Below are 15,723 nucleotides of genomic sequence, written 5' to 3'. Positions count from 1 at the left end.
CCTGGGTTCGAGGCCGCCTTCCGAGGCGGCCTTTTCTGTGACGGGCGCCCATCACGGGTAGTATTGACAGGCGGGCGGGGCCGACGGGCCCCGCGGACCCTCAAGGAGTGCCAATGAACACTGTCTGCGTAGACGCCATGGGCGGCGACCTCACCCCGGACGTCGTGCTCTCCGGCATCGACCTCGCCCTCGGGGCCGACCGCGACCTCACCGTGCTGGTGGCCGGCGACGCCTCGGTCGTGGAGCCCTTCTGCGCCTCCCGCGGCCGCGCCGTCCCGCTCGTGACCACCGAGGTCATCGCCATGGACGAGCACCCCGCCACGGCCGTGCGCGCCAAGCGCGACTCCTCCATCGTGCGGGGCTGCCGCGCCGTCCGCGAGGGCGACGCCCAGGCCTTCTTCTCAGCGGGGTCCACGGGCGCCGTGCTCGCCGCCGCCACCGTCACCGTGGGCAGGGTCAAGGGCGTGTCGCGCCCGGCGCTCGCCGCGGTGCTCCCAGGTCTCGACGGCCATCAGACCGTCTTCTGCGACCTCGGCGCCAACGCCGACTGCCGCCCCGAGATGGTCGTGCAGTTCGCGCAGATGGGCGCCGTCCTCGCCGAGGTCGAGGCCGGGGCGGTGCACCCGACGGTGGCGCTGCTCTCCAACGGCACGGAGGAGACCAAGGGCAGCTCCCAGGCCCTCGCGTTCCACGGGGCCCTCGTGGAGGCCGCCGACGCCGGGCTCGTCGACTTCGCCGGCAACTGCGAGGGCTCCGACATCCTGCTGGGGCCCCACGATGTCATCGTCTCCTGTGGCTTCGCCGGCAACATCGCCCTCAAGGCCATGGAGGGCACGGCCAAGTTCATGGCGGCCCGGCTCAAGGCGGCCGCGGCGTCCTCGCCCCGCTCCGCCCTGGGCGCCCTCCTCGTGAAGCCCGCCTTCTCCGCCATCGCCGCCGACCTCTCCGGCGACGTCCACGGCGGCGCCTGCCTCCTCGGGCTCAAGGCCCCCGTCCTCGTGGGCCACGGCCACACGAGCCCCGAGGCCGTCATGAACGGCACCCTCGCCGCCCTGCGCACGGTCCGGGAGGACCTGTGCGGCCGCATCGCGGCGAGCCTGCGGGCGGACGCGTGAGCCCCGCTCCACTACACTGACCCTCAGAGACCTGCGCCCGCGTGGGCGCGCGACCGGAAAGGCATGGAAGCTATGGACCGCAACGAGCTCTTCGACAAGGTCGCCGAGACCGTGGCCGAGACCATGAACGTCGACGCCGAGGACCTCACCCCCGAGACCACCTTCGAGTCGCTCTCCGCCGACTCCCTCGACCTCATCGAGCTGGTGACCGCCCTCGAGGAGGACTTCGACACCGCCATCGACGACGAGCAGCTCACCTCCATCAAGAGCATCGGCGACGCCGTCGACCTGCTCTCCCAGAGCCTCTGAGCCGCGCCATGGTCGAGGTTCCCCCCAGCAAGGTCGCCCGAGCCGAGCAGATTCTGGGCCACCGGTTCGCCGACCGCCGGCTCGTTGAGTCGGCGCTCTGCCACCCCTCCGCCGTGGAGGGCGGCCCGGTGTCGGACTCCTACGAGCGCCTCGAGTTCCTGGGCGACTCCATCCTCGGGGCCATCGTGGCCCTCGACCTCTTCCGCCGCTTCCCGGGCATGGACGAGGGCGAGCTCTCCCGCCTCAAGGTGACGCTCGTGTCGGGCGACACCCTGTCCCGGGTGGCCGCCGACCTCGGCGTGGGGGAGTGCATCGTCTTCGGCGCGTCCGAGGAGAAGACCCAGCTCCGGGGCATGCACTCCGCCCTCGAGAACGTCTACGAGTCGCTCGTCGGCGCCCTCTACCTCGACGCCGGGCTCGACGAGGCGCGCCGCTTCGTCCTCGACACGCTGGGCCCCCACGTGGACTCCCACAAGGCGCTCCGCCCCGTGAGCCCCAAGTCGCGGCTCCAGGAGCTCACCCAGCGCGACCTGCACTGCGGGCCCGAGTACAAGGTCGTGGCCGAGGAGGGCCCGGCCCACGCCCCCACCTACACCGCCGTGGCCATCGTCCAGGGCGTCCGCGTGGGCCGCGGCAAGGGCCCAACCAAGAAGGCGGCCGAGGCCGAGGCCGCCCACCACGCAATCCTGAGGCTCACCGACGGCACCGGCGAGGGCCAGGTGCACTCGTCGGTGCTGGCCTCCGACGTAGACGGGCAGTCGTAGCCGTGTACCTGAGATCACTCACGCTCAAGGGCTTCAAGTCCTTCGCCGACCGCACCCACATGGTCTTCGACCCGGGCCTCACCGTCGTGGTGGGCCCCAACGGCAGCGGCAAGTCCAACGTGAGCGACGCCATCCTCTGGGTCCTGGGCGAGCAGAGCGCCAAGCAGCTCCGCGGCCAGGCCATGGAGGACGTCATCTTCTCGGGCTCCTCCGCCCGCGGCCCCGTGAGCGTGGCCGAGGTCACCCTCGTGCTCGACAACTCCGACCACCGCCTCCCGGTGGACTTCGACGAGGTCGCCGTCACCCGGCGCATGTACCGCTCGGGCGAGAGCGAGTACCTCATCAACGCCGCCCCGGCCCGCCTGCGCGACATCCAGGACATCCTCCACGACTCCGGCCTGGGCAAGGACACCCACTCCATCATCAGCCAGGGCAAGCTCGACGCCATTCTCTCCAGCCGCCCCGAGGAGCGCCGCTCCCTCATCGAGGAGGCCGCCGGCATCTCCAAGCACCGGCGTCGCAAGGAGCGCTCCATGCGCAGGCTTAAGGCCATGGAGGAGAACGTGCGCCGCGCCCGGGACATCGACCGGGAGATCCGCCGCCGCCTGAGGCCCCTCGAGCGCCAGGTGGACAAGGCGCAGCGCTTCGCCGACCTCGACGGGCGCCGGCAGGCCCTCGAGACCCAGCTGGCCGTGGACGACCTCCGGCAGCTCAAGGCGCGCTGGGACGCCGTAGCCGCCCGCCGTCGCGAGGCCGAGGCCGACGTCGAGATCTGCCGCTACCGCGCCGGGGAGCGCTCGGCCGAGCTCGAGAAGCTCCAGAGCCTCCTCGAGCAGAAGGGCCTGTTCGTGGGCGACCTCGGCGAGCAGCGCCGCCGGGTGCAGGACCAGCTCGGCCGCATCGAGAGCGACATGCGCCTCCTCGAGGAGAAGGGCCGCAACATGGTGGCCAAGCTCTCGGACACCCGCATGGCGCTCTCATCCATCGACCACCAGGCGTCGTCGGCCCGGGCCGAGCTCGACGCCGCCGCCGCGGAGCTCGACGGCGTCGCCGCGAGGCAGCGCGTGGTCTCCTCCGAGAGCGCCGGGCTCCAGGAGCGCGCCGACGGGTGCGCCCGCACGCTCGCCGTGGCCGAAGAGCGCGCCGCCGACGCCCAGCTCGCCCTGCGCTCCGCCCAGCGCGAGAACGACTCCGCCGTGCTCGAGCGGGCCCGGATCAAGGAGCGCCTCGCCAACGCCGAGGTGGAGGACGGCCTGTTCCAGACGCGCCTCGACCAGCTCGACGAGGACGTCGAGGCCGGCCGCGCCGCCCTCGCCGCCGCCCGGGCCAAGGCAGCCGAGACCCAGAAGGCCGCCGACGCGGCGCGCCGCGACCTCGACGCCGCGGCCTCCGCCATCTCGAAGGCGTCCAAGGCCCTCGGCGAGTGCCGCAAGGCCGAGGACTCCGCCCGCTCCCGCCTCACGGAGCGCAGGGCGCGCCTCGAGGCGCTGCGCAAGGTCGCCGCCTCCGCCAAGGGCAGCCCACGGTCGCGCGGCGTCGCCGAGCGGGCGGGCGGCTCCCTCGCCGAGGGCACGCTCTCCGCCCGACTCGCGGCCCCGGGCGACCTCGCGCCGCTCGTGGAGTGCCTGCTGTCCGACGCCATGGAGGCGCTCGTGGTGGCCCCCTCCGGCGACATCGCCGCCGTGGCCGAGACCGCCGCGGCCACGGCCGGGACCGGCGCCGTGACCCTCGTACCGCTCGACCCCGCGGTGCCCGACCCGGTGCCGGGCGCCCCCGGGGAGTCCCTCGTCGCGCTCCTGCGGGAGGCCGACCCCGACTGCCCGGCGGCCGAGCTCGCCCTCCTCGCGCCCGTGCGCGTGGTGTCCGGCGCCCGGGAGGCCGTGGAGGCCCACGGCGCCTGGCCGCAGTGCGTCTTCTGCACCCGCGACCTCGTGGTGGTCGACCGCGAGGGCCGCGTCACGGTGGGCCTCGCCGACCCGTCCGGCTCCGGTGTCATCGAACGCAACGAAGAGATCCGCTCCCTCGAGGCGGCCATGGGCGGCCTGGAGGAGGCCGTCTCCGCGGCCCGGGCGAGCGCCCAGGAGGCCAAGGCCGCCCTCGACGCCGCCCGCCGGGCCCAGGACGAGGCCCGCGACCGCGCCTCGTCGCTCCGCTCCGAGTCCGACTCCCTCACCCGCGAGGCCTCTCGCCTCGAGGCCCAGCTCTCCCGTTCCGAGGCGGAGCGCGCCTCCGTGGCCGCGCGCCGCGAGAAGGCGGGGGAGAAGGCCCGCGCGGAGGCGCCCCGCCTGAAGGAGCTCGAGGCCACCGTCGCCCGGAGCGCCGCGGCCATCGAGGAGGCCACCGCCGCCGTGGAGGCCTGCGCCAAGGACCGCGAGCGGGCCGCCGCGGAGGCCTCCGAGGCCAAGGAGGCCGCGAGCTCCTCGGCGGTGGAGCTCGCCACCCTCACGGAGCGCCGCCGCCACCTCACCGAGCGCGTCGACTCCCTCGAGAGGTCCATGGAGTCGCTGGCGGCGCGCCGTCAGAGCGCCGTGGAGGGCACGCGCTCCCTCGAGGTGCTGCGCCTGCGCATCGACCCGCTCCACGAGCGCTACGAGGGCATCCTCGAGGCCGCCCGCGCCTGGGCGGGCCGCCTGCGCGACCGCGCCTCCCTCGCCGAGGCCGACAGCGAGTCGCTCAAGAAGACCATCGGCGACGCCAAGGCCGCCTCCGAGGAGGCCTCCAAGGCCCTCGACGGCGCCAAGGCCCGCCAGGCCGAGCTCGACGTCGAGGCCGGTCGCCTCGAGGTGCAGGTGGAGAACGCCGTGAACGCCGTGCGCGAGTGCTCCGCCGTCCCCCTCGAGGAGGCCCTCGAGCTCCCGGCGCCCGAGGACCGCGCCGCGAGCGAGGCGGAGCTCGCCTCGCTCGTCGCCTCCATCAGGAACCTCGGCCCCGTCAACCAGGTGGCCATGGAGGAGTACACCGAGCTCAAGGAGCGCGCCGACTTCATCGCGTCCCAGCTCGCCGACCTCGAGCACGCCAAGGGGGCCATCGACAAGATCAACGCCGCCATCGACCGCAAGATGCGCCGCGCGTTCGTGGAGACCTACGAGACGGTGAACGCCAACTTCCAGGAGATCTTCTCCATGCTCTTCCCCGGGGGCAGCGCCACCCTCGTCATGGACGACCCCGACCACCCGGCCGAGACCGGCATCGAGATCGCCGCCCAGCCCAAGGGCAAGCGCATCCCCAAGCTGGCGCTCATGAGCGGCGGCGAGAAGTCGCTGACGGCCCTCGCCCTGCTCTTCGCCGTTTACAAGACCCGGACGGTGCCGTTCTACGTCTTCGACGAGGTGGAGGCCGCCCTCGACGACTCCAACCTCGACAAGCTCCTCGGTGCCATCGAGCACCTGAAGGAGACCACCCAGCTCATCGTCATCTCGCACCAACGGCGTACGATGGAGCAGGCGGACGTCTTGTACGGGGTCTCCATGCAGGCCGACGGGGTGAGCAGCGTCGTCTCCCAGAGGCTCGACCAACAGACAGGAAGGGTGGTGGATGCCTGATGGGATTCGCCGACAGGCTCAAGAAGGGGCTGAGCCGCTCCCGCGAGGCCCTCAACGAGATCTTCTACTTCGGCGGCGAGGTCGACGAGGACTTCTGGGAGGACCTCGAGGACACCCTCGTCATGGGCGACCTCGGCGCCGAGGTGGCCATGAACGTCACCGACGACCTCCGCGAGCAGGCCGCCCGCGAGAACCTCCGGACCGACCGCCAGCTGAGGCGCGCCCTCTCCGAGCGCCTCGCCGCGGAGTTCTGCCCCGTGGGGCGCGACCCGTTCGACGACGTGCCCAGCTGCGTGCTCTTCGTGGGCATCAACGGCGCCGGCAAGACCACCACGGTGGGCAAGCTCGCCAACGACGCCCGCGAGCGCTCCGTCCCCGTGGTCATCGGCGGGGCGGACACCTTCCGCGCCGCGGCCATCGAGCAGCTCGACGTCTGGGCCGAGCGCGCCGGCGTGCGCCTGGTCACCCGCGACCGCGGCGCCGACCCGGCCTCCGTGTGCTACGACGTCCTCGAGGCGGCCGAGCGCGACGGCTCCGAGCTCGTGCTCATCGACACGGCCGGGCGCCTCCACACCTCCAGCGACCTCATGCGCGAGCTCGCCAAGGTGGTCTCGGTCACGCGCAGGCGCTCCCCGATGCCCGTCTCCGTCGTGCTCGTCATCGACGCCACCACGGGTCAGAACGGCCTGTCCCAGGCCAAGGAGTTCGACGACGCCCTCGACCTCGACGGCGTCATCGTCACCAAGCTCGACGGCACCGCCAAGGGCGGCATCGCCGTCGCCATCAGCCACACCCTGCAGCTCCCGATCCTGCGCATCGGAGTGGGCGAGTCCATCGAGGACTTCCAGCGCTTCGACGCCCAGGCCTTCTGTCGCGCCCTGGTGGGCGAGGAATAGGGGTCCCATGTTCAACAGCCTGTCCGACCGACTCCAGGACACCTTCGACAAGCTCCGCGGCAAGGGGCGCCTCACGGAGGACGACATCAACGTCGCCATGCGCGAGATCCGCCTCGCCCTCCTCGAGGCCGACGTCAACTTCAAGGTCGTCAAGCGCTTCGTGGCCGCCTGCAAGGAGCGCTGCATGACGAGCGAGGTGCTCGACTCGCTCACGCCCTCCCAGAACGTCGTCAAGATCGTGCTCGACGAGCTCACCGAGCTCCTCGGCTCCACGGAGTCCAAGCTCGTCCTCGCCCAGAACCGCATCCCGAACGTGATCATGCTCGTGGGCCTCCAGGGCTCCGGCAAGACCACTGCGGCCGCCAAGCTCGCCTACCTGCTCAAGAGGCAGGGCAAGAGCCCGCTGCTCGCAGCCTGCGACGTCTACCGCCCCGCGGCCGCCGACCAGCTTGCCACCCTCGGCGGCGAGCTCGGCGTGCCCGTGTACCGCGGCGACGGCGCGCACCCCGTGGACATCGCCCGCGGCGCCGTCCAGGAGGCCGTGGACACCCTGCGCGACGTCGTCATCGTCGACACCGCCGGACGCCTCCAGATCGACGAGGCCATGATGCAGGAGGCCGTGGACATCAAGGCCGCCGTCCGTCCGGACCAGGTGCTCATGGTGGTCGACGCCATGACCGGCCAGGACATCGTCAACGTCGTCTCCGAGTTCGCCGAGCGCACGGACTTCGACGGCGTCATCATGTCCAAGCTCGACGGCGACGCCCGCGGCGGCGGCGCGCTGTCGGTGCGGCAGGTCACGGGCAAGCCCATCAAGTTCGTCTCCATGGGCGAGAAGCCCGACTCCCTCGAGGTCTTCCACCCCGACCGCATGGCCAAGCGCATCCTCGGCATGGGCGACCTCTACGGCATCATCGACGCCGCCCAGCAGGCCGCCGACGAGGAGCAGGTCGCCCGCGCCGAGAAGATGCTGCGCGAGGGTCTCACCATGGACGACATGCTCCACCAGCTGCAGTCCATCCGGAAGATGGGCGGCGTCCAGAAGATCATCTCCATGCTGCCCGGGGGCGAGCGGATGCTCGGCCAGATGGGCGGCGACGCCGTGGACGACAGCTCGCTCACCCGCATCGAGGCCATGATCCGATCCATGACGCCCGAGGAGCGCGCCCGTCCCAAGATCATCAACGGCATGCGGCGCTCGCGCATCGCCAAGGGCTCGGGCCGCACCGTGCAGGAGGTCAACGCCCTCCTCAAGCAGTGGGGCGAGATGAACCGCATGATGGGGCGCATCCGCGCCATGGCGAGCTCGGGCGACATGAGTCCCAAGGCCATGAAGCGCATGATGGGCCAGATGGCCCAGATGCCCCAGCAGGGGCGCCGCCGCCGGTAGCACCGCGGAAGGCGCGCCGCCGCCAGGGCCGCCGCCACGACGGGGACCGTTCCAAGCCCTCTCCCAAGGGAGAGGGCTTTTTTGTGCCCCGGTTTCTCGGCCTTGTGGAGAAACGGTTCATCTCACGCTCAAGGGCGGATTCCGCGGGTGCCGAGGGCGCCGGGACCGGGCCGTCCCCATAATGGGTGCCACGGAAACGGAGGGACAGGCCCCCGGGAGCCCGGGGACCGCCTGACCGCTACCCAGACCCGAGGGCGCGGGCCGACCCCATGGCCCCGCGCCCGCCACCGGCCCGGCACACCTTCCGGGCGACGCACCGCCCGTCCCGGGCGGACCCCAACCACCACAACCATAGGAACCAGAGGCGAGCACCCGACGGCACCGCCGTGGGCCGCTGCCGCCTCGCGCGCCCCGAGGAGGCGGCCATGGGCCGGGTCCGCTCGACCGTCGTCAACGTCCAGCTCGCGGTCCTGGCCCTCACGGCCGCGGCCGCCCTCGGAGGGGAGGCCCTCGGCCTCAGCGCACTCGCCGTGGCCACGGGCTCCATGGAGCCGTCCGTGCCCGTGGGGGCCCTGGCGGTCTGCGCCCCGCTCGGCGGGGACGTCCCGCAGGTGGGCGACGTGGTGGCCTACCGGCGCTCCGGGACGACCGTGCTGCACCGCGTCGTCTCCGTGTCCGGGGACGGGGCGTCGCTCACCTGCCGGGGCGACCGCAACGAGGGGCCCGACCCCGGCGCGGTGCCCGTCGACGCCGTGGCGGGCCGGCTCGTCCTGTGCGTGCCGGGCGCTGGGACCGCGCTCACGGCCCTCGCCGAGCACCGTGCCGCGGCCGTGGGGGCCCTCGTGGCCGTCGACGCCGCCATCTGCCTGCTCCCCACCCGGTCGCGGGACGGCCGGGGCCGTGGGGGGAACCGCCGCAAACGCCCCGTCGTGGGCTAGGAGAGAAGGAGGAGCCATGAAGGGAAGACCCGCGCTGTGGAGGCTGAGGCGCCGGAGGAACGCGAGGAGGGCGGCCGCCGCCGTGCTCGCCGCCTCGCTCGTGGGCACCGTCGCCGTGGGAGGGGCCGTCGCGTTCTTCACCGACACGGACTCCGTGACCAACGTCGTGTCGGTGGCCGAGCGCCTCGACGTGTCCGTGAGGGAGCCGGCCTGGGACACCACGGACTCCGACGGCGACGGCGTCCCCGACGCCGCCCAGGGCGTCGTGCCCGGCCAGACCGTCCCCAAGGACCCGCGCGTCGCCAACGATGCCGGCGTCAAGTGCTGGTGCATGGCCCAGGTGACCGTGCCCGTGCGGACGGTGTCGCTCGTGGGGGCCGACGGCCGCAGGCGGGACCCGGCGCCGGCGGAGCTGTTCTCGTGGGAGCTCGGCGACGGCTGGGAGGAGTACGGCGAGCCCCGCACCTCCGGTGACGGCGCGTCGGCGGTCCACACGTACCTCGCAAGGGAGACCGTGGCCGTGGGCGCCCAGACACCGCCCGTGTTCACGGCGCTCACCATGGCCGACGTCCTCGAGGGGTCCGTCTCGGGCACCTGCTCCGTCGACGTGCGCGGCTACGGCGTGCAGGCCCACGGCTTCGCCTCGGCTGCCGAGGCCTGGGAGGCACTGCAGGGCCTCGACGCCGCCGGGGAGCAGGTCCCGGCATGAGGCGCGGGGAGCGGGGCTCCGGGCCTCCGGCGAGGGCGGCGGCGGCCCTGACCGCGGCCGTCCTGACGGCCGCCGCCGCGACGCCCGCCCTGGCCTTTCTGAGCGCCGGTGCCGGGCCCGTGGCCAACACCCTCTCGGTGCGCGAGGAGTCCGTGCGCGTGGTCGAGGACTTCGACCCGGAGCCCGGGCGCGGGGGGTGGGTCAAGAAGGTCGTGCGGGTGAGGAACGACGGGGGCACCCCGTGCTACGTGCGGGCCCTGGCGGTGAGGTCCACCACCCAGGTGGGGTGCGACATCTCGTGGGGGGCCGCGGGCTGGGGCGAGCCCGACGCCGACGGCTACCGCACCTACGGGAGCCCCCTCGCGCCGGGCGAGGAGACGGAGCCGCTCCTCACGGGGCTCTTCCTCGACTCGCCGTCGGAACCGCGCGACCTGCAGGTGGTCGTCTATGTGGAGAGTGTCCAGTCCGGTGGGTTCGACGACGCGGGGGCGGCCTTCGCGGCCCTCGCGGGAGAGGGGGCGCCATGAGTGCGACGACGGGCCGGAAGGCGTTGGGACTCGGTGCCGTGGCCATGGCCGCGCTCGTCGTCCAGGCCCCGGTGGGCCTGGGCTCGAGCCAGTCGCTCTGGCGGGCCTTGGCGTCCATGGGCACCGACACCGTGGCCGTGGGCCTCGAGGACCGCGGCGTGGGGGAGGGGGCCACGATCGTCGCCGAGTCGACGGTGCCCCATGCCCTCGACATCAGGAACGAGGGGGCGCCGTGCTGGGTGCGCGTGCGCACCGTCGCCTCTGTCGAGGGGGCCGAGCCGGTGACCTTGGTGCCGTCGCCCGTCCCCGAGGGGTTCGTCGTGGCCGGTGACGGCAACGCCTACCTCGAGCGCCCGCTCGCCGAGGGGGAGTCGGTCACCTGGGTGGAGGCGCTCTACGACCCGTGGCCCGACGGCGGCGCCCAGGGCGCGGACGCCGGGTTCACCACGGTGGTCGAGGCCATCCAGCGCGACCACGTCGCCCCCGACCTCTCCTCCCCGGAGCCCTGGGGGGACGGGCCCGTCGAGCGGGCCGTGGCCCGGAGGGCGGAGCCGTGAGGGCGCGCGGCGCGTGCGCCGCCACGGCGGCCCTCCTCCTCGCCCTGGCATCGTTCCCCAAGGGGGCCCGTGCCCTGGACGCCTCCGCCGTCTACCGGGGCGGCGACGGCTTCGCGGCCGACACGGCGCAGCTCACGGACGCCTTCGGGCGCGCGGTGCCCGGGGACGCCCAGGGCGGGACCGTGACCCTCGAGAACGGCGCCGACGCCCCGGTGGAGGTGACGCTCTGGGCGGAGCCGGCCGACCCCGCCTCGGAGGGGCTGCTCGAGGAGGCGAGGCTCACCGTGAGCCGCGAGGGCGGCGGCGAGCTCTTCTCGGGCCCGCTCGCCTCGGAGGGGCTGGCGACCCCCGTGGGGCTCGGCACCGTAGGCCCCGGCGAGACGGTCGGCGTCTCGTTCACCCTCTCGCTGGACGCCGTCGTCGGCAACGGTGCGGCGCTCAAGGAGGGCGACGTCCTGCTCGTCCTCTGCGCCCAGGAGTCGGGCGCGGCGGGGGCCGGGGGGCGTGCCGGGTCGGTGGCGAGGACGGGCGACGTGCCCGCTGCTGGCCTGGGGGCGCTCCTGGCGGCATCCTGCGCCGCAGCCGCCGCCACCCTGTTCGTGAGACCGAGGAAGGAGGGGAAGCCATGACAAGACGTCTCGGTCGGTGGGCGGCCGCGGCCGCCGTCGCCGCCGCCCTGGTCGCGGCACCCGCCGCGGCCCTGGCCCACACGGTGACCTACGTGGGGTCCTACGACGAGGCGCCTGTCACCGAGGCGTACCTCGACCGCCTCGACGGCAGGATGCCTGACGAGGTGGCCATGGCGCCGCAGGTGGGGGTGCGCGAGGTCGACGGAGGCGCACTGCGCTACTACGTCGACGACACCGCGTACTCCCCGGAGTCGGCGCCCCGGACCGTCGAGGACGCCCTGCGCCTCACCTACCGCAAGGCCGGCACCACGGTCGACGGGCGCTCCCTCGACGTGACGGTCTCGATGGACGTCACCTGGAGCCACGGCGGCGCCGCGACGGCGGGGGGACTGCCCACCTTCCTGCGCACCCCCGGCGTCTCGGGGTGCGCGTTCGACTGGGAGGCCGGCTCGATGCCCCCTGCGCCGGGACAGGCGTGGGACTCGGGCCGCATGCGCATCGGAGTCTCGGTCCAGAACCGCCTCGAGGTGACGCTGAGCGACACCGGCAGGCCCTACGCGGGGAGGATCCTCACGTGGATCCGCGACCTCGACCAGTGGACCGGCGGGCCCTTCTCCCGCGAGACCATCGAGCTCGTCTCGGGCTTCTCGGACGACGTCTACGTGGGGGACGACACGCGCCTCGTCCGCGCGGACCTCGCCCGGGGCCTCTTCCACCCGGTGGACGGGTCGGGCGACGACGGGTCGCACACCGACTTCGTCGCCTACGTGGAGGGCGGGTCGGCGCGGTTCCGGTGGCAGGGGGAGGAGTGCAGCACGGCGTTCCGCTCCATCTACCCGCAGACCTACCCACCCATCGCCGACGACCCGGTGTACGACCCAGTGAAGTCCGTGGCGGAGGTCGGCGGCAAGGCGCCGGCCGACCCGTCGTCGGTCACCGCGATGCCGGGGCAGGCCGTGACGTTCGAGGTCGAGCAGGCGCTCCCCTACGTTGTGGAGAGCAACAAGCCGCGCGTCGTGAGCATCGTCGACGACCTCGACGGGAGGTTCGACCCATCCACGGCCACGGTGAGGGTCTTCCAGGGCGGCACCGACGTGACCGACAACTGGAAGGTCACGGTGTCGGGGCGCCGGGTGACCGCGACGGCCGTCGACACCGGCAGGGCCGTGCTCGGCCACACCTTTCGCATCACGGCCAGGCTCAGGACCGGCGTCACGGGCACCGTCCTCAACAAGGCGGTCACCACCGTCGTGACGCGCACCCAGGGCGACGTGGAGAAGACGTCCAACACCGTGCGCGTGAGGGTGGCCACGGTCCCGCGGGGGCTCACGGTCGTCAAGCGGGTGCGCTCCGCCGACCTCCTCGACGCCCACGGGCGCCCGGCCTTCCCCATCAAGGTCACGGTGCGGGGCGCCACGGGCACGATCGCCGAGCTCTACGGCATCGCGTCGTTCGAGGACGGCGGCACGGACGCCGGCGACGGCCGGGTGGCCGTGGAGACGCGGTTCGACCTCGCGCCCTTCCCCCCGGAGTCGGTGGCCTCGATTGCCGTGGAGGAGGTGCCGGTGTCGCGCTACCGGCTCGCGGCGGCCACGGGGACGGGCCCGTGGGAGCGTGTCGACCGCGGGTTGACGCTCTCCTACGACGACGTGCCCGACATGGGGGAGCTCGTGTGCACCCTCGACAACGAGAAGGTCGTCGACCGCCTGTTCGGCCACACGGCCGTCTCCGTCAACGACCTGTCCGCGCCGCGCGAGGAGTGAGGTCGGAAGGAGCGGGACCGAAAGGGCCGCCGCCCCGGGGGAGGGGCGGCGGCCCATGCGTGCCGTCTGCCGTGCGGGGCGCCGTGCGAGCGGCCTCAGCCATGCACCACCACGACCGTGCCGCGGTCGATGAGGGAGCAGAGCTCGGCGGCCTTGTCCGGGGGCAGGTTCACGCATCCGTGGCTGCCGTTGCTCCGGTAGATGGTCCCGCCGAAGGAGCTGCGCCAGTCGGCGTCGTGGAGGCCGATGGAGTTGCCCACGAAGGGCATCCAGTAGGAGACGGGGGTCTCGTACTCGGGCTTGCCCGTCTCGGGGTCCTTCTTGCCGATGAGGGTGCTGCCGGGGTTGGACTTGTTGAAGTAGTCGTCGATGAAATAGACGCCCGTGGGGGTCTGGTAGCTCTTGGACTCGTCGCCGCTCACGATGTCGGCCTCCCACACGAGGGAGCCGTTGGCGTCGTAGTAGCGCGCGTGCTGCTCGGCGAGGTCGACGTCGACGTAGGAAGCGCCCCAGTCGCGGCCGGAGGCGTCGGGCAGGGTCTCGGCGGTCTGGTGGGTGGGGATGTCGACGGTCTCGACCTTGCCCTCCTTGACCCCCTGGACGATGAGGTCGGCGAGGGAGCCGGAGTCCACGTTCCAGCCGTAGGTGCCGCCCACCACCGTCACGGCCTTGCCGTCGGGCCGGGTGTAGGACCGCTCGGTGCCCACGGTGTCGAGGCTGCGGGAGAGCTCGCCGCTGCCCCACTCCTTGATGGCCTGCTCGTCGAGGGTGGCCTCGAGGTTGTCGTCCAGGGTCACCCAGTCGATGATCTTGGAGGCGTCGATGACGCCCGCCTCCTTGCCGTCGAGGCTCAGGGTGAGCTTGGCCTTGAGGAAGGAGTTGGCCGCCTCGGCCGCCCGAGCGAGGCCCGGCTCGTCCTTGGTGACCTTGGCCTGCACGTAGTCCCCGTCGGGCAGCTTGACGGTGCGCTCGAGGGTGTCGAGGGCCGCCTCCACCGTGGCCTGGGCCCTCGCGACGTCGATCTTCGTGCCGGGCTTCTCCGCGGTCACCTCGAAGGAGGTGCTGGAGCCGTTGTAGGCGATGGTGGCGTCCACGGGGTCGGTCCCGTGGGTGTTGGCCTCCTCGACGGCCGCGGCCACGATGGCGGCCGCCTTGTCATGGTCGTAGGACGAGCCCCGGGCGTGGGTGAGGTCGTGGGGGAGGAAGACCTCCACGGGCCAGAGCCAGGGGTGGGTCTCGGAGATGGCGTCGCGCACGTAGGCGGCGGCGTCGAACGAGAGGCCGATCTCGGACGCCTTGACGGTGAGGTCGAGGTTCTCGCCGGTGACCTGCAGGGTGTAGGCGTCGGTGCGGTCGGAGAGCCCCGACTGCACGTCGCCCACGGTGCGGAGCGAGACGTTGCGCCCGAGGATGCGCGTGTTGGGCATGAAGACGTTGGAGAAGAGGGCGACGCCGGCGAGGTAGACGACGGCGACGGCCCCCACGACGACCAGGGCGGTCCGTGCGCCCCTGGGGAGTTTGGGCGCCTTCGCGCCGGAGGGGTGGTTGGCCATGCTGTGTTCCGCTTCCATGGGTCTCGGCGCGCGTGCGCGCCGCGAATCGTCAGACAGGGTGTATGGTAACCCAAGCCCGTGCGGGCAGTCCGTGAAAGTTCATTAGTGGAAGTTTTGGGGTCCCCATGGAGATACGTCGCGCAGCAGGTCTCGACGACCCCCGGCTGCAGCTCTTCTGCGGCCTGACCGACCACGACCTCCGGCGCTCCCTCGAGGCCGAGCACGGCATCTTCATCGCCGAGTCCGCCAAGGTCGTGGCGAGCGCCCTCGCCGCCGGCGTGCGCCCCGTGGCGTTCCTCCTCGAGGACCGCCGCCTGGCCCAGGCCGCGCCCCTCCTCGAGGCGGCCGGCCCGGACGTCCCCGTCTTCGTGCTCGACCGCGCGGAGATATCGCGCCTCGTGGGCTACCCCCACAACCGCGGGGTCCTCTGCGCCATGGAGCGGCCGGCGCCGCGCACCCCGCGCGAGGTGCTCGCCGGCGCGCGCTCGTGCGCCGTTGTGGAGGCCGTGACCGACACCACCAACGTCGGCGCCATCTTCCGCTCGGCCGCGGCCCTGGGCTGCGACGCCGTGCTCCTCACCCCCACCTGCGCCGACCCCCTCGCCCGGCGGTGCGTGCGCGTGTCCATGGGCTGCGTCTTCTCGGTCCCCTGGGCCCGCACGGGCCCCTGGCCGGCCGAGGGGGTGGGCACGCTCCACGAGCTCGGCTTCACGGTGGTGGCCTGCGCGCTCTCCCCCGACGCCCTCGAGCTCGGCAGCCCGGAGGCCGACGCCGTGGCGCGCCCCGCCCTCCTGTTCGGCACCGAGGGCGACGGCCTGGCCGCGTCCACCGTGGCCCTCGCCGACCGCGTGGTGCGCATCCCCATGGCCCACGGGGTCGACTCCCTCAACGTGGCCGCCGCGAGTGCCGTCTTCTTCTGGCAGTACTGCCGCCGATAAGCCCGCGCGGGCTTGTGGTTCTTTTGGTCTGCCCGCCCCGGGGCGCCGTCCCCGCGTGCCCCGTATGTTTGAATTACCAAACGTATGTTCCGC

General features: G+C 73.0%; 14 protein-coding genes. 13 read left to right on the top strand and 1 reads right to left on the bottom strand.

Annotated features, from left to right (window positions below; genetic code table 11):
* The first annotated feature begins 113 nt into the window (after positions 1-113).
* The 12 genes from plsX to NFR49_RS01905 all read left to right on the top strand — a co-directional run bounded on the left by plsX (position 114) and on the right by NFR49_RS01905 (position 13,139).
* Entirely contained in the window at positions 114-1,115 is a 1,002-nt protein-coding gene (gene plsX, locus NFR49_RS01960) for a phosphate acyltransferase PlsX (RefSeq protein WP_251158003.1), read from the top strand.
* Between the two features lie 63 nt (positions 1,116-1,178).
* Positions 1,179-1,424 carry an acyl carrier protein gene (locus NFR49_RS01955; protein ID WP_251158002.1) on the top strand — a complete coding sequence of 82 codons (246 nt, stop codon included), beginning with the start codon at positions 1,179-1,181 and terminating at the stop codon, positions 1,422-1,424.
* A gap of 8 nt (positions 1,425-1,432) precedes the next feature.
* Complete coding sequence (rnc, locus tag NFR49_RS01950) at positions 1,433-2,188, top strand: ribonuclease III (RefSeq protein WP_251158001.1); 756 nt, start codon at positions 1,433-1,435, stop codon at positions 2,186-2,188.
* Between the two features lie 2 nt (positions 2,189-2,190).
* Positions 2,191-5,730, top strand: coding sequence for a chromosome segregation protein SMC (gene smc, locus NFR49_RS01945; protein ID WP_251158000.1), 3,540 nt, complete (start codon positions 2,191-2,193; stop codon positions 5,728-5,730).
* Complete coding sequence (gene ftsY / locus NFR49_RS01940) at positions 5,730-6,626, top strand: signal recognition particle-docking protein FtsY (protein ID WP_251157999.1); 897 nt, start codon at positions 5,730-5,732, stop codon at positions 6,624-6,626. The genes smc and ftsY overlap by 1 nt, the downstream gene beginning before the upstream one ends.
* Before the next feature lie 7 nt (positions 6,627-6,633).
* A complete protein-coding gene (gene ffh, locus NFR49_RS01935) occupies positions 6,634-8,016 on the top strand; it encodes a signal recognition particle protein (RefSeq protein WP_251157998.1) in 1,383 nt (460 codons plus the stop codon).
* A gap of 425 nt (positions 8,017-8,441) precedes the next feature.
* Entirely contained in the window at positions 8,442-8,954 is a 513-nt protein-coding gene (locus NFR49_RS01930) for a signal peptidase I (protein WP_251157997.1), read from the top strand.
* Between the two features lie 16 nt (positions 8,955-8,970).
* Positions 8,971-9,663: a hypothetical protein gene (locus tag NFR49_RS01925; protein WP_251157996.1), complete on the top strand. Its 693-nt coding sequence runs from the start codon at positions 8,971-8,973 to the stop codon at positions 9,661-9,663.
* Positions 9,660-10,190 carry a hypothetical protein gene (locus NFR49_RS01920; RefSeq protein ID WP_251157995.1) on the top strand — a complete coding sequence of 177 codons (531 nt, stop codon included), beginning with the start codon at positions 9,660-9,662 and terminating at the stop codon, positions 10,188-10,190. Before NFR49_RS01925 ends, NFR49_RS01920 begins: the two co-directional genes overlap by 4 nt.
* Complete coding sequence (locus NFR49_RS01915; RefSeq protein WP_251157994.1) at positions 10,187-10,747, top strand: hypothetical protein; 561 nt, start codon at positions 10,187-10,189, stop codon at positions 10,745-10,747. Before NFR49_RS01920 ends, NFR49_RS01915 begins: the two co-directional genes overlap by 4 nt.
* Positions 10,744-11,376 carry a hypothetical protein gene (locus NFR49_RS01910; RefSeq protein ID WP_251157993.1) on the top strand — a complete coding sequence of 211 codons (633 nt, stop codon included), beginning with the start codon at positions 10,744-10,746 and terminating at the stop codon, positions 11,374-11,376. The genes NFR49_RS01915 and NFR49_RS01910 overlap by 4 nt, the downstream gene beginning before the upstream one ends.
* Positions 11,373-13,139, top strand: coding sequence for a hypothetical protein (locus NFR49_RS01905; protein WP_251157992.1), 1,767 nt, complete (start codon positions 11,373-11,375; stop codon positions 13,137-13,139). The genes NFR49_RS01910 and NFR49_RS01905 overlap by 4 nt, the downstream gene beginning before the upstream one ends.
* Positions 13,140-13,234: 95 nt before the next feature.
* On the opposite strand, the gene NFR49_RS01900 is transcribed toward NFR49_RS01905, so the two are convergent.
* Positions 13,235-14,692 (bottom strand): L,D-transpeptidase family protein, encoded by a 1,458-nt coding sequence (locus NFR49_RS01900; RefSeq protein ID WP_251157991.1) that lies wholly within the window; start codon positions 14,690-14,692, stop codon positions 13,235-13,237.
* Positions 14,693-14,817: 125 nt separating this feature from the next.
* Here NFR49_RS01900 and NFR49_RS01895 point away from each other — a divergent pair, with 125 nt between their 5' ends.
* Positions 14,818-15,630, top strand: a complete 813-nt coding sequence (locus tag NFR49_RS01895) for a TrmH family RNA methyltransferase (protein ID WP_251157990.1) — start codon at positions 14,818-14,820, stop codon at positions 15,628-15,630.
* Positions 15,631-15,723: the final 93 nt, after the last annotated feature.

Origin of the sequence: Caniella muris (assembly GCF_943193035.1) — a bacterium.
GTDB lineage: Bacteria > Actinomycetota > Coriobacteriia > Coriobacteriales > Atopobiaceae > Granulimonas > Granulimonas faecalis.
The sequence above is the reverse complement of the archived record's forward strand: the minus strand, read 5'-3'. Positions and strand labels throughout refer to the sequence as shown.

Excerpts from the sequence above, each read along its gene's own strand:
- plsX (WP_251158003.1), top strand. The coding sequence starts at position 114 with ATGAACACTGTCTGCGTAGACGCCATGGGCGGCGACCTCACCCCGGAC.
- NFR49_RS01895 (WP_251157990.1), top strand. The coding sequence starts at position 14,818 with ATGGAGATACGTCGCGCAGCAGGTCTCGACGACCCCCGGCTGCAGCTC.
- NFR49_RS01930 (WP_251157997.1), top strand. The coding sequence starts at position 8,442 with ATGGGCCGGGTCCGCTCGACCGTCGTCAACGTCCAGCTCGCGGTCCTG.
- NFR49_RS01900 (WP_251157991.1), bottom strand. The coding sequence starts at position 14,692 with ATGGCCAACCACCCCTCCGGCGCGAAGGCGCCCAAACTCCCCAGGGGC.
- NFR49_RS01925 (WP_251157996.1), top strand. The coding sequence starts at position 8,971 with ATGAAGGGAAGACCCGCGCTGTGGAGGCTGAGGCGCCGGAGGAACGCG.
- ftsY (WP_251157999.1), top strand. The coding sequence starts at position 5,730 with ATGGGATTCGCCGACAGGCTCAAGAAGGGGCTGAGCCGCTCCCGCGAG.
- rnc (WP_251158001.1), top strand. The coding sequence starts at position 1,433 with ATGGTCGAGGTTCCCCCCAGCAAGGTCGCCCGAGCCGAGCAGATTCTG.
- NFR49_RS01905 (WP_251157992.1), top strand. The coding sequence starts at position 11,373 with ATGACAAGACGTCTCGGTCGGTGGGCGGCCGCGGCCGCCGTCGCCGCC.
- ffh (WP_251157998.1), top strand. The coding sequence starts at position 6,634 with ATGTTCAACAGCCTGTCCGACCGACTCCAGGACACCTTCGACAAGCTC.
- NFR49_RS01915 (WP_251157994.1), top strand. The coding sequence starts at position 10,187 with ATGAGTGCGACGACGGGCCGGAAGGCGTTGGGACTCGGTGCCGTGGCC.
- NFR49_RS01920 (WP_251157995.1), top strand. The coding sequence starts at position 9,660 with ATGAGGCGCGGGGAGCGGGGCTCCGGGCCTCCGGCGAGGGCGGCGGCG.
- NFR49_RS01955 (WP_251158002.1), top strand. The coding sequence starts at position 1,179 with ATGGAAGCTATGGACCGCAACGAGCTCTTCGACAAGGTCGCCGAGACC.